The sequence below is a fragment of the Mycobacterium sp. PO1 genome (assembly GCF_017312405.1).
GTDB lineage: Bacteria > Actinomycetota > Actinomycetes > Mycobacteriales > Mycobacteriaceae > Mycobacterium.
Map to the genome: position 1 here is coordinate 1 of NZ_BLTG01000003.1, position 13,138 is coordinate 13,138.

The following is a 13,138-nucleotide window of genomic DNA, read 5'->3' on the forward strand; positions in this document are numbered from 1 at the left end:
GCCGTCGGGGTCGGTGAAGCTGAAGGTGGCAGTGACAGCGCCGGTTTCGGGATCGACGCTTTGCTGGCCGAGAGCGCCGGGGACGGGCGCGCGGTTGTCCGGGTCGGGCAGTGCGGTGACGGGGACGTCGATGGTGGCGCTGGCGGACAGGCCGTCGGGGTCGGTGGCGGTGACGGTGAAGGCGTCGGCGCCGTCGGGCTCACCGGCTTCCGGTCGGGTGGCCGGGGTGTAGGTGAAGGTGCCGGTCTGCGCGTCGATGGTGACCGAGCCGTTGGTGGGATCGGTGGCGGTGTAGACCAATTCGTCGCCGTCGGGATCGGTGAAGCCCAGAGATCCGGTGACGGAACCGGTTTCGGGGTCCACAGTCTGTTGGCCGGGGGTGCCGGCGACGGGCGCTTGGTTGTCGGGCTCGGGCAGCGCCACGATGGGCAGGCCGATGGTGTTGGTCGCCGTCAGTCCGTCGGGGTCGGAGGCAACCACCGTGAAGGAGTCCTCGCCGTCGGGTTGACCGGGTTCCGGGCGGGTTTCGGGCGTGTAGGTGTAGGTGCCGGAATCGTTGTCGACGGTGACGACGCCGTTGTCGGGCTGCTCGGTGACCTCGTAGGTCAGCGGGTCACCGTCGGGGTCGGTGAAACCGAGCGTGGCCGTGACCACGCCGGTTTCCTCGTCGATCTGCCAGGGGCCGGACAGTCCGGCCTGCGGGGCCTGGTTGCCGGGTTCGGGCAGCGCGGTGACGGGCACGTCGATGGTGGTCGTCGCGCTGGCCTGACCGTCGGAGGCGGTGACGGTGAAGGAGTCGGCGCCGTCGGGGTCGCCGAACGGCGGCCGGGTGGCCGGCGTGTAGGTGTAGGTGCCGGCTGCGGCGTTGAGGGTGACCGACCCGTTGGCGGGGGTGCTCGCGGTGTAGGTCAGGGTGTCGCCGTCGGGGTCGGTGAAGCCCAGTGTGCCGGTGACCGTGCCGGTTTCGGGGTCGACGGTCTGGGCGCCGGGCGTGCCGGCCACCGGAGCCTGGTTCTCGGGGTCGAAAGGCTGGCCGTAGACGGTGCGCCCGTCGCCGGGGCCGGTGTCGGCGAGCAGGTTGTTACCGAAGACGAGCGCGTTGTTGTAGATGCCGGGGCCGGCAATGGCGCGGGAGTCGTCACCCCACACGAAGGCGGTGTTGCGCTCACCCAGCGAATCTGCGGTGCTGCCGTTGCCCCAGACGCGGGCCAGGCTGCCGGGCCCGTCGGCGGTCGCGGTGCTGCCGTCACCGGAGATCACTGCCCTGCCGTCGGTGGCCTGCGCGGCGTTGCCGTCACCGAAGGTGGTGGTCTCGGCGCGGGCTTCGGCTGCGGTGGCCGAGGCGGCACTGTCGTCGCCGGTGATCCGGGCGATCGACGTCTGACCGAGCGCGTCGCTGGACGCGACGTTGGAATCGCCGGTGATGCGGGCGGCGGCGTAGCCATCGAGGTTGGCCGTGGCGACTGCGGAGCTGGTGTCGCCGATGATGCTCGCCCGTGCGGTGGAATCCTCGTCGGCCGACGCGGCCGCGGAGTTCCCGTCACCGCGCACGGTGATCTCGGCGCGGGAACCGTCGGTGGCCAAGGTGGTCGCGTCGTTGTCGTCACCGACCACTGAGACGCGAGTGCGGCCGTCCTCCGAAGCGGCGGTGACGGTGTTGCGGTCGCCGACGACCCGGGCTCGTGCCGACCCGTCCTGGCCGGCGAGGACTACCTCGTTTCCCTCGCCGTAGACCGTGGCGCGGTTGCCGGCGCCGCTGCTGGTGATCTCGTTGCCGACGCCGCGGACGTAGAGCGAGCTGGAGGCGCCGGTGGTCTCGGCGGTGTTGTCGTCACCGCGAACCCGCACCCGGGTGAAGTTGCCCTCGGAGGTGGCGGTGGAGTCGTCGCCGCGCACGATGGCCACGTTGAACAATCCGGACGCGGAGGCTACCGCGTTCTCGCCGTGGGCGATCGCGAATGAGCCGAACCCTTCCGAGGTGGCGTAGGCGGTGCCGTTCTGCACCAGCTGGCGCCCGCCGATCGAGATGCTGAAATTGGCGAAGGTGTCCTCGAGTTCGCGGCGCACCCACGACAGCACGCCCCACATCAGCGGCTGCGCCGACGGTGCCGCCGGAGCGGCCGGGGTGGTGACGAAGGGGGCGATGACCGCCGACAGCATCGACGACGCCACCTCGAGGAACGTGCCAGGCTGGGCCTGCAACGCCTTGGCCGGCGGCTCCGTGACCTCCGCGGTGCTGGTGCGGGCCGACATCACCGACGCAGACGTGTACGCCGACCGTGCCGTCACCGGTTCCGCGATCGCGGCGTGTGCCTCATCCACCGGCGCAGAGCCGGACGGGAACGAATCAGAAGTTTCCGGTTCGACGACGGGCTCGTCAGTCACCACCACGGGCTCGTCAGTCACCACCACGGGCTCGTCAGTCACCGCCACGGGCGCGGCTGACTCGGCGGTGCCGCTACCCGAAGCCGACGGGAGATCCTCGGCCACCTCGTCAGTGATGTCGTCCTCGGCGACGACCTCCACGTCGTCAGCGCCGGAAGACGACGCGCCCCCGGCTTCGCCGAGGTCGTCGGTCTCGGCGGCGTCCAGCTCAGCGTCGAGGTCGTCGAGCTCGGAGTCGGGTTCGTCGCCGAGATCAGCGTTCAGCTCGTCGTCCAGCGCGGAGTCGGCTTCGTCGTTGAGCTCGGACTCGAGTTCGTCGCTCAGCTCAACGTCGAGATCTTCGGATTCCGAGTCGTCGTCATCGTCGGTGGCGCCGGAGGTATCCGAGCCACCGGACTCGCGGTCGCCGGCGTTGTCGCCGACAGACTCCGAGTCAGCCGCCGGGCCCGCCTCGCTCGACTCGCTCGTCCCCGAGGATCCCTCGGTCTGCGCGGCCGCCGTCCACGGTGCGGCGAACAGCATGGCCCCTACACCCAGCGCGGCGGCCAGGGCGCCGACGCGGCCGATGCAGTCCGCCGCCGAACGGGACGAGGTGTCCCGGGCGCTTCCGGTCGAGACGAATGCCTGCCCGAGCCGCTGCTTGCTCATGCGAAACCCCCTGTGTTGCCCCGGCATTCACGCCGGTGCGGCACAGGTGCACAGGCGTATTCTGCGAAGGCGCTGAATAGTGACTGTGCATGAGGCTAGGGCGCAGCGGTCAGGCAGGAATCAGGGAAATCCCTACCCCAGGACCCTCGACATTGCCGGGGGATGAGGGTGTGTCGCGACGCGCCTCGGCCCGCGGGCTAGAGCCGGCCCTCGCGCCGCAGCAACTCCTGAGCGCTGACCCCGCTGGAGCCGCCGCGCCGCTGGGGCTCGTCCTCCGCCCGCGTGTTCAGCTTCTCGGTGGCCGCCTCCGCGTCGCCGCGCCGGGCCGTCGGAATGGCGCGAGTCTCCGCGGCGGAGTCGTCGTCCTGCGGCCGGGGCTCGCGCTGCGCCGGGATCGCGGTCGTCGGCTCGTTACCGCCGGGCTCGGGCATCGCCCGGGTCGACTCCGCTGACGGCGGCTTGGGTTGCGGCGCGACCGGAGCTGCTCCGGTGCCCCGCAGGTCGCCGAGCCAGGACTCGATCTCGCGGTCTTCCCGCTTGGGGGCCGGCGGGGGTGTCGCCCGCGGAGTGCGCTGCGTGACCGCCGTGGCGTTGGTGACCGCGTTGCGCACGGCGTCCTTGGCAATGGACAGCCGGGTGGTCTGCGGTTCCTCGGCCGGCGCAGGCCGCGGCGGGGCGCTCGGCAGCCGGCTGGTGCCTGCGGCTGACGGACCGCTGGGCCGCGGGGGCGCCCCACGTCCGGGAACGCCCGGGCCCGGGTGCGTCGGGTCGTGGGGTTGCACGCGGCCCGACACGGCCACCGGCGGGCCCCCGGCACCGACCAGCGCCTCGGGGTGGGCCGGCTGCGCCGGCTCGCTGGGCTCGCCGGACTCCCGCACCGACGGACGTTTGCGCTCGTCGGGCAGCTCGGTCTCGCCGAGGCCGAGCCGGTCCTGCAGGCGCTTCATCCAGCGCGGCGCCCACCAGCAGTCGTCGCCGAGCAGCTTCATGATCGCCGGCACGAGGAACATCCGGATGATCGTCGCGTCCAACAGCAGCGCGATCAGCAGACCGAACGCCAGGTACTTCATCATCACCAGGTCGGAGAACACGAATGCGCCGGCGACCACCGCCAGCACCAGCGCGGCGCCGGTGATGAGACGTCCGGTGGTGGCGGTGCCGATGCGGATCGCCTCGGCGGTCGACATGCCGCGTTCGCGAGCCTCCACCATTCGGGAAACCAGGAACACCTCGTAGTCGGTGGACAGACCCCAGATCACCGCGATGATCAGACCGATCATCGGCGCCATCAGCGGCTGCGGGGTGTAGTTCATCAGCCCGGACCCGTGGCCTTCGACGAACATCCAGGTCAAGATGCCCATCGTCGAGCCGAGGGTCAACGCGCTCATCAACGCGGCCTTGATCGGCAACACCACCGACCCGAACGCCAGGAACATCAGGATCGTCGTCGTGACGATCAGCACCGTCACCATCAGCGGCAGCTTGTCGAACAGGCTGTGGATGCTGTCCTGTTCCAGCGCCGGCGTGCCGCCCACCGACAGCGTGATGCCGCGCGGTGGACTGATGGACCGCAGCTCGTCGATCTTCTCGGCCGCGTCGTTGCGGTTCACCAGACCGTTCTGGATCACCCGCACCGACGGGTCCTCCGAACCGCCCTCCTGGACGGATCGTTCCTGCCACATCTTCGTCGGGTCGTTGTCCGGATCGGTGAAGCCGCTGATGTTCATCGCCTTCGACCGGATCTCGGCCATCTGCTGGTCGGTGACGGGCTCACCGTCGTCGCGCTCGACCACCAGCGTCAGCGGTTCGGTGCGGAAGCCCGGGAAGCTCTGGTCGAAGTTCTCCTGCGCCAGTCGGACCGAGTTGTCCGGGGGCAGGTACTTCTCGCTGATGCCGCCGAGAGACAGCTGCCCCAGCGGAATCACCAGCAGGATCATCACGATCAGGATCGGCGCGGCGAAGGCGATCGGCCGCTTCATCACGACGTTGACCAGCCGGCCCCAGAAGCCCTTCTCGACCTCCTCGCGGGTCTTGGTCTTCTGCAACCGGTCGGCCAGCCAGTTCAGCCACCAGTTCATCGGCTTCCAGTTGCGGAAGAACGGCACGCGCAGCAACGTGCGCACTCCGAGTGCGTCGACGTTGCGGCCCAGGATGCCCAGCGTCGCCGCCAGCACGGTGATCGACAGGATCGACGCCAGCATGACGGAGGCGATGATCGCGTAGGTGATCGACTTCAGGAAGCCCTGGGGAAACAACAGCAGCGGCAGCGACGACGCGACGATGATCACCGCGGAGAACATCACCGTGCGGCCGGACGTCATGATGGTGCGGCGCACCGCGGCTTCGGTGTCGTAGCCCTCCGCGATCTCCTCGCGGAAGCGGCTGACGATGAACAGGCCGTAGTCGATCGCGATGCCGAGGCCGATCAGCGTCACGACCGGCTGGGCGAAGAAGTGCACGGGCATGAATTCGGCGGCGAAGCGCATCACACCCAGGGCGCCGGCGATCGTCAGGCCGCCGATGATGGCCGGCAAGCTGGCCGCCACCACACCGCCGAAGACGAAGAACAGCACCACCGCGACCAGCGGGATGGCGGCCACCTCGGCACGCTTCTGGTCCTCGCCGATGGTGCCGGTCAGTTCGCTGGCCAGCGGGTTGAGCCCGGCGAGTTGGATGTCGCCGTCGTTGACCTTCTTCAGATCCGGTTCGATGGCCTGGTAGTTCTTCAGGATGGTGTCGTCGTCATCGCCCTTGAGCGGGATGCTGATGAAGGTCTTGGAATCGTCGGCGGTCTTCATCTGCTGAACCTGGGCAGAGTCGGTGTCGGGGGCCCGCAGCCACCCGACCCAGCTGACGATCTGGTCCGGATGCTCTTCGACCAGGTCGTTCAGCTCGCCGGAGACCTTCTCCATCCACTGCGGATCGGTGACCTTCTCACCGTCGGGCGGAGTGAGGATGGCCACCACGTGGCTGGTCCGGTCACGGCCGTAGGCCTCGTCGGACACCAGGGACGCGTGAACTGATTCACTGCCCTCGTCGTAAAAACCGCTCTGTGTGACGTGCTGTCCCAGGCTGATGCCGTAGACGCCGCCGCCCAGGCACAGTGCCACCATGACACCGATGACGATGTATCGGTACTGGTACACCGTTCGACCCCACCAGGCGAACACGTTAGCTCCTATTGGTCTTGAACATCACCGTCGACCTGCGCACGGTAGAAATGTCTGGTTTCATCTTGTTCTACACACGCGAGGCCAGTAGCGAGGACAGCGGCCGGAATGGCTGCAGCCATGCGCCCTGCTCAGGTAGCGAATCGAGGCCGATTCGCGGTAGCGGCTCCCGGAAGACACCGTCGATGTCCTCGAGATCGACGAACTCCAAGGTATCCGACGCTAGCGCCCAACTGGCATGTTCGCGAAATCCGAGGACCTGAACCTCGACGCCTTCTTCAGCGAGGTTCTCCAGCGGCTGTTTGAACGCCTGACCGTCCGCCGAGGCGACCAACACGGCGGCCAATCCCTCGGTGCGGCGCAACGCGATGTGCTCGAGCATGTCGGAGTCCACATCGCTGTCGTCGTCGATCTTGGGCTTGGCGAACACGGCGAACCCGACGTTGCGCAACGCCTCCACCCAGGGCCGTACGACGTCCGCGCTGCCGGGCGCGATGTTGGTGAACACCGTGGCCTCCGGCTCGAGCGCCACACTGCGGCCGGCCTGCGCGTGTTGCGCGGACAGGTCAGCGGTGCGCGCCAGCAGCCAACGGCCCAGCGCGTCGAAACGTGGCCGGTGCGCTGCGGTGGGCCGGCCACCCAGAATCGACCCGAGCCCCATGTCCAGGTTCGGGGCGTCCCAGACGAGCAGCACGCGGGAGGCAGTCGGGGTGCCGGAGGCCCCGGTGTCGTCTGCGGCGCCGGTGCCGTCCGCGTTCATCTCCTGCGGGACGGGGATGTTCTCGGTCACGCTCACGGGATGCGCTCCCACAGCAGCTCCGTGACGATGGGCCCGGCCAGCGCTTTGCGCTCGTACTTCGTCACCGGCCGGGCCACCGAGATGGGCAGTTCGGCGGTGTCGCGGTCGATTCGGCGCAGACGGGGCTCGGCGTCACCGACCTCGGCGATGTGCTCGGCGTAACCGAGGTGGTCGGTCGCGGCGTGCAACACACCGCCGGGTCGGAGCCGATCGGCGATCAACGCCATCGTGTCCGCCTGCAGCAGACGCCGTTTGTGGTGCCGGGCCTTGGGCCACGGGTCGGGGAAGAAAACCCGCACACCGGTCAGCGAATCCGGCCCGACCATGTGAGTCAGCACGTCCACGCCGTCCCCGCGGACCAGCCGGATGTTGGTCACCCCGGCACGGTCGATCGCACTGAGCAGCTGGGCCAGCCCGCGGCGGTACACCTCGACCGCGACGACGTCGAGGTCGGGTTCCGTCTGCGCCATCGCCAGCGTCGAGGTGCCGGTGCCGCATCCGATCTCGAGGATCAGCGGCGCCTGCCGGCCGAACCACGCATCGGTGTCCAGCAGCGGGGCGGGAGACTCTCCGTGTCGGGCCTCGGTGCCCAGCTGCGGCCAGCGCTCGTCCCAGATCGCCTGCTGACGGTCCGAGATCGTCGATCGCCGGGCCCGGAAGCTGGTGACGCGGCGGTGACCCTGCGCAGTGGCGGCTTGACCAGGGGCGATGGACCCGGACGGCGCCGGCTCATCGGCGACGTCAGGGCCCGGAGCATGCATCCGTCCATGGTCGCTCATCAACGCCTGACTCCCTGCATCGTGTTACAGATTGATACCCAACAGTTGCCTACCACGCCTACCCGCTGGTAACCGGTCCGGCGAGCACCGGATCGAGCCCGGAAAAAGGTGTCCGGGGCGGTCCGCCCGTGGTGGGAGGATTCCTGTGCATGAGCTGGACATTTTCCAGCCGTGACCGGGGGCGGCACATCTTCGCTGATGTGCTGGCGCGGTATGCGGCTCAGACGCGCGACGGGCGGCTGGGCGCCGTCGAGCGTCGCGTGCGCGCTGCTGTCAGGGTAGCGGTGACCGGCCGGCAGGGGGTGGGCCGAAGGCGCGTCGCCGCCGTGCTCTGCGGTGCCGGGCACCTGATCACGCCCGACGTGGACGGCGCCGACGTGCACGTGCGGGTCATCGCCGAGACTCTCAAGCCCGAGGATGACCGAGCACTTCGGGACAACTCGGTGCCGGCCGTGGTGGTGCTGAACAAGGCGGACCTGGCCGGTGCCGACCCGGGCGGACCTCTGGCCGGGGCGGAGCGCACGGCCGACCGGTTGGCCGCGGCACTCGGGCTGCCCGTCGTGCCGATGGTCGCCCCGCTCGCCGATGTCGCGCTGGGCGATGGGGAGATGGCGGCGCTGCGTGTCCTGGCGCGCTGCGCGGCCGACATGACCTCCACCGACGCGTTCGTCGCCGCACCGCACGACGTGCCGGGTGAGATGCGATCGCGGCTGCTGGTCTCGCTGGACCGGTTCGGGCTGGCGCACGCCATCCTCGCCGTGGCCGAGGGTGCTGCGGCCGGGTCGGTGGCGCAGCGGTTGCGGGAGCTCAGCCAGGTCGACCGGGTCCTGGACCGGGTGACGGCCGCGGCGGCGCCGGTCCGCCATCACCGGATCGCTGCCGCGCTGGTCGAGCTGCGCATCCTCGCTGCGTGCAGCGGTGACGAGCAGCTCGCGGCATTCTGCTGCGCGGACGACACGGTGCTCGCGGTGACTGCCGCCGCCGTCGACGTCGTCGAGGCCGGCGGGGGCACCGTCGCCGGCGGGGACGGTCCGCAGGATCACCTGACGCGGGCGGTGCGGTGGCGCCGTTACGGCCAGGGTCCGGTGAGCCCGCTGCATCAGCGCTGCGCGGAGGACATCGTGCGGGGCTCGCTGCGGCTGCTGGACCGCGTCCGGTGACGGCTGGGACGGCGATGACGGCGGTGGTGCACGTCGCCGGGCCGCCGCGGGCCGGGGTCAGCAGCGTGGCCGCGTGCCTGCGCGACCGGATGCCCGCGGTGATGGTCGTCGACACCGCTGACCCGGCCGGCACGCGTGACGTCCCCCGCGTCGCCGACGTTGTCGTCTTCGTCGTCTCGGCGGTCGCGCCGGTCACCGAGTCGGACTGCGCGCTGGCCGTCTCGGCCTGCCGGTCGACCGATGCGGTGATCGCGGTGCTCGCCAAGATCGACGACCACCGCGACTGGCGCGGTGTGCTGGCCACCAACCGGCAGCGGCTGGCCGACTGTGCGGCCCGATTCGCGTCGGTGTGCTGGGTGACCGCCGCCGCCGCGCCGCGGCTCGGCGAGCCTGAGGTCGCCGACGTCGTCGCCGCGCTCACCGCGGCGCTGTCCGACCCCGACCTCGCGCGACGCAACACGCTGCGCCGGTGGGAAGCCCTCCTCGACGCGGTGCTCACCGCGGTGCGCGACGCCGACGCCGGGCACCTGGCCAGAGTGAGCACGCTGCGGGTAGACCGGGATGCGTTGGTGCGCAACCATCTTCGGCCGGGCGCGGCCTCGGTGCGCCACCCGGTGCAGCGCGCCCGGCTGGAGTTGGCCTCGGCCGCGCGGCAGCGGTGCGCGGCGCTGCGCACCGAACTGCTCGACGCCGCGGCAGAGACGACCGTGGTCGCAGAGATCGACGAGCGCGTGCGCCGACGATGCGGCGAGGTGCTCGCCGAGGTCGACGAGCGGGTATCGGTGCGGCTGGACGACCTGGCGAGCGAGCTAGGGGCGAGCCTGCCGGAGCCGTCGGCGGTGGCCGAGGTGTGTCTCGGGGATCCGCCGCTGCGGCAGCGCCGTCTGGAGTCGCGGGTGACGACGGTGCTCGGGGCCGGGTTCGGATTCGGCGCCGGCCTGGTGGTGGCACGGTGGGTCACCGGCCTGGCGCCCGGGCTGACCGTGGCCGGGGCGCTGGTGGGGGCGGCGGTCGGGCTGGCCTTGACGCTGTGGGTGGTTGCCGCGCGGGCCCTGCTGTATCGACGCGCGGTGCTGGCCCAGTGGATCGCGGAGGCGACGGTCGCGATCCGTGCCGCGCTCGACGAGCGGATCGCGTCGCGTCTGCTGGCCTTCGAGGCGGCGGTCACCACCGCCCGGTCGGCCTCTGTGCCGGCCCAACGCGCCGGCATGGCTGAACGCGTCGCCGAGTGCGACGCGCTGCTGCGCGGCCACGTTCTCGCCGCGCGGCGCGCCCAGGGGTTCCGCGAGGCCTGTGAACCCGGATTGGCCCGGGCCTTGAGCGCCGTGCGGGATGGTTTGCGGGAACCGAATCCGGCGCGCACACTTGTTACCGATCGGTAGGTCGCCCGGTGGAGGCCATCTGAATCGTTCCTGTGAGTGAACGGACATAGTCCTGAATTCCCGCGGGTATGTCACCCGCGTTAACCTCGATACCAGGGGCGGCGCTGACTGCTACCGATTTCGGGCCCACGGCCCCGATCGCGCAGTTGCGTCCCGGCAGACATCTCGCAGGACGATGCAGGAGACGACACAGCATGACCGCAGCGACCATTCCAGGTCTGGATTCCGCACCGACGAAGCATGAGGGGCTGCTGGCCTGGGTGCGGGAGGTCGCGGAGCTGACTCAGCCCGACCGCGTCGCCTGGGCCGACGGGTCCGACGAGGAGAACCAGGCCCTGTGCGACCAGCTGGTCGAGGCGGGCACGTTCCAGAAGCTCAACCCCGAGAAGAAGCCCAACTCCTACCTGGCGCTGTCCGATCCGTCCGACGTGGCGCGCGTCGAGTCGCGCACCTTCATCTGTTCACAACGCGAGATCGACGCCGGCCCGACGAACAACTGGATGGATCCGGCCGAGATGCGCGGCCTCATGACCGACCTGTATCGCGGCAGCATGCGGGGCCGCACGATGTGGGTTGTCCCGTTCTGCATGGGTCCGCTCGAGGCCGAGGACCCCAAACTGGGCGTCGAGATCACCGACTCGGAGTACGTCGTGGTCTCGATGCGCACCATGACCCGGATGGGTAAGGCCGCGCTGGACAAGATGGGCACCGACGGCTTCTTCGTCAAGGCGCTGCATTCGATCGGCGCCCCGCTGGAGCCGGGCGAGAAGGACGTGCCGTGGCCCTGCAACGACACCAAATACATCACCCACTTCCCCGAGACCCGCGAGATCTGGAGCTTCGGTTCCGGCTACGGCGGCAACGCGCTGCTGGGTAAGAAGTGCTACTCGCTGCGCATCGCGTCGGCGATGGCGCACGACGAGGGCTGGCTCGCCGAGCACATGCTGATCCTCAAGCTGATCTCCCCCGAGAACAAGGCGTACTACATCGCCGCGGCGTTCCCGTCGGCCTGCGGCAAGACCAACCTCGCGATGCTGCAGCCCACCATCCCGGGCTGGCGCGCCGAGACCGTCGGTGACGACATCGCCTGGATGCGCTTCGGCAAGGACGGCCGCCTGTACGCCACCAACCCCGAGTTCGGGTTCTTCGGTGTCGCGCCGGGCACCAACTGGGACTCCAACCCCAACGCCATGAAGACGATCGCCGCCGGCAACACCGTGTTCACCAACGTGGCGAAGACCGACGACGGCGACGTGTGGTGGGAAGGCCTGGAGGGTGAGCCCGACCACCTGATCGACTGGAAGGGCAACGACTACATTCTGCGTGAGACGGAAACCAAGGCAGCGCACCCGAATTCGCGCTACTGCACACCGATCTCGCAGTGCCCCACGCTGGCGCCGGAATGGGACGACCCGCAGGGCGTGCCGATCTCGGCGATCCTGTTCGGCGGTCGCCGCAAGACCACCGTCCCGCTGATCACCGAGGCGCGCGACTGGCAGCACGGTGTGTTCATCGGGGCCACGCTGGGCAGTGAGCAGACCGCCGCGGCAGAGGGCAAGGTCGGCACCGTGCGGCGCGACCCGATGGCGATGCTGCCGTTCATGGGCTACAACGTCGGCGACTACTTCCAGCACTGGATCAACATCGGCAAGCAGGCCGACGAGTCCAAGCTGCCGAAGGTGTTCTTCGTCAACTGGTTCCGCCGCGGCGACGACGGCCGGTTCCTGTGGCCCGGCTTCGGTGAGAACAGCCGCGTGCTGAAGTGGGCCATCGAACGCATCGAGCACACGGCCGACGGCAAGAGCACGCCGATCGGCATCGTGCCCACCGCCGCCGATCTGGATCTCGATGGACTCGACGTCGACGCCGCCGATGTCGACGAGGCGCTGAAGGTGGTCCCCGACGAGTGGCGCAACGAGTTGCCGCTGATCGAGGAATGGTTCGAGTTCGTCGGCGAGAAGCTGCCCACCAGCATCAAAGACGAGTTCGACGCGCTCAAGCACCGCCTCGACGAAGCCTGACAAGGCCCGCGTGCCCTCGGTCTGTTCGGCCGCGCGAGGGTGCGGGTCTGCACGGCGGCGCGCTTTCGCGGGCGCACACGACACGGCGCGGTCGGTACGATCCACCGCACTCGTCACACTGCGATGCCACCCAGGTGCTACCCGAGTAGCATCGCAGTGTGAAGTTGAGTGTCAGTCTGAGCGACGAAGATGTGGCTGTGCTCGACGCCTACGTGAAGAACGCCGGCCTCGCGTCGCGGTCGGCCGCACTGCAGCATGCGATTCGCATGTTGCGCCACGCCGCGCTGGAACACGATTACGAAGCCGCGTGGTCGGAGTGGGCGGAGGCGGACGAGGCGGACTTCTGGGCAGAGACCCTCAATGACGGACTCGGCGATGCGCCGAGGTGAGATCTGGCAGGTTGATCTCGATCCGTCTCGGGGTAGCGAGGCGAACAAGAGGCGGCCGGCCGTCATTGTCAGCAACGACCGGGCAAATGCCACCGCCGGCAGGCTGAGGCGCGGTGTGATCACCCTCGTCCCGATCACCAGCAACGTGGCGAATGTCTACCCCTTCCAGGTCCGGTTGACAGCCGCCACTTCGGGCTTGGCGGTCCATTCGAAGGCCCAAGCAGAACAGGTGCGGTCCGTTTCAGTGGAGCGGTTGTTGCGCCGAATCGGTCGGGTGTCGCCGAACGAGCTCGACCAACTGGACGAGGCGCTGCGTCTGCACCTGCAGTTGTAACGGGCCGCGATGTTGTGATGGCGTCGCGCGGTAGCCCGGGTAGTCAACCTCCGTCGGTCACAAGCCGTACT

General features: G+C 69.5%; 9 protein-coding genes. 5 read left to right on the forward strand and 4 right to left on the reverse strand.

Annotation, left to right across the window (positions count from 1 at the left end; genetic code table 11):
• The 4 genes from J3476_RS00845 to trmB form a co-directional block, all read right to left on the reverse strand.
• Positions 1-3,033: Ig-like domain-containing protein (locus tag J3476_RS00845; RefSeq protein WP_207064738.1), on the reverse strand; the 3,033-nt coding region annotated here is incomplete at its 3' end.
• 197 nt (positions 3,034-3,230) lie between these two features.
• Entirely contained in the window at positions 3,231-6,203 is a 2,973-nt protein-coding gene (locus tag J3476_RS00850) for an MMPL family transporter (protein ID WP_207064739.1), read from the reverse strand.
• A 70-nt stretch (positions 6,204-6,273) separates the two neighbouring features.
• Positions 6,274-6,963 (reverse strand): NYN domain-containing protein, encoded by a 690-nt coding sequence (locus J3476_RS00855; protein ID WP_286182477.1) that lies wholly within the window; start codon positions 6,961-6,963, stop codon positions 6,274-6,276.
• Positions 6,964-6,995: 32 nt separating this feature from the next.
• Positions 6,996-7,781, reverse strand: coding sequence for a tRNA (guanosine(46)-N7)-methyltransferase TrmB (gene trmB / locus J3476_RS00860; protein ID WP_207064741.1), 786 nt, complete (start codon positions 7,779-7,781; stop codon positions 6,996-6,998).
• A gap of 149 nt (positions 7,782-7,930) precedes the next feature.
• Between trmB and J3476_RS00865 the strand changes: the two genes are divergently transcribed.
• The 5 genes from J3476_RS00865 to J3476_RS00885 all read left to right on the forward strand — a co-directional run bounded on the left by J3476_RS00865 (position 7,931) and on the right by J3476_RS00885 (position 13,067).
• Positions 7,931-8,941 (forward strand): hypothetical protein, encoded by a 1,011-nt coding sequence (locus tag J3476_RS00865; RefSeq protein ID WP_286182468.1) that lies wholly within the window; start codon positions 7,931-7,933, stop codon positions 8,939-8,941.
• Positions 8,938-10,323 (forward strand): hypothetical protein, encoded by a 1,386-nt coding sequence (locus J3476_RS00870; protein WP_207064742.1) that lies wholly within the window; start codon positions 8,938-8,940, stop codon positions 10,321-10,323. The genes J3476_RS00865 and J3476_RS00870 overlap by 4 nt, the downstream gene beginning before the upstream one ends.
• Positions 10,324-10,517: 194 nt before the next feature.
• Positions 10,518-12,344 (forward strand): phosphoenolpyruvate carboxykinase (GTP), encoded by a 1,827-nt coding sequence (locus J3476_RS00875; protein ID WP_207064743.1) that lies wholly within the window; start codon positions 10,518-10,520, stop codon positions 12,342-12,344.
• Between the two features lie 158 nt (positions 12,345-12,502).
• Positions 12,503-12,733, forward strand: coding sequence for a ribbon-helix-helix domain-containing protein (locus J3476_RS00880; RefSeq protein ID WP_207064744.1), 231 nt, complete (start codon positions 12,503-12,505; stop codon positions 12,731-12,733).
• Positions 12,720-13,067 (forward strand): type II toxin-antitoxin system PemK/MazF family toxin, encoded by a 348-nt coding sequence (locus J3476_RS00885; protein ID WP_207064768.1) that lies wholly within the window; start codon positions 12,720-12,722, stop codon positions 13,065-13,067. Before J3476_RS00880 ends, J3476_RS00885 begins: the two co-directional genes overlap by 14 nt.
• The last annotated feature ends 71 nt before the right edge of the window (positions 13,068-13,138 follow it).

What these genes read in the sequence shown, in the direction of transcription:
- J3476_RS00855 (WP_286182477.1), bottom strand. Translation starts at nt 6,963, where the DNA reads ATGAACGCGGACGGCACCGGCGCCGCAGACGACACCGGGGCCTCCGGC.
- trmB (WP_207064741.1), bottom strand. Translation starts at nt 7,781, where the DNA reads ATGAGCGACCATGGACGGATGCATGCTCCGGGCCCTGACGTCGCCGAT.
- J3476_RS00865 (WP_286182468.1), top strand. Translation starts at nt 7,931, where the DNA reads ATGAGCTGGACATTTTCCAGCCGTGACCGGGGGCGGCACATCTTCGCT.
- J3476_RS00875 (WP_207064743.1), top strand. Translation starts at nt 10,518, where the DNA reads ATGACCGCAGCGACCATTCCAGGTCTGGATTCCGCACCGACGAAGCAT.
- J3476_RS00885 (WP_207064768.1), top strand. Translation starts at nt 12,720, where the DNA reads ATGCGCCGAGGTGAGATCTGGCAGGTTGATCTCGATCCGTCTCGGGGT.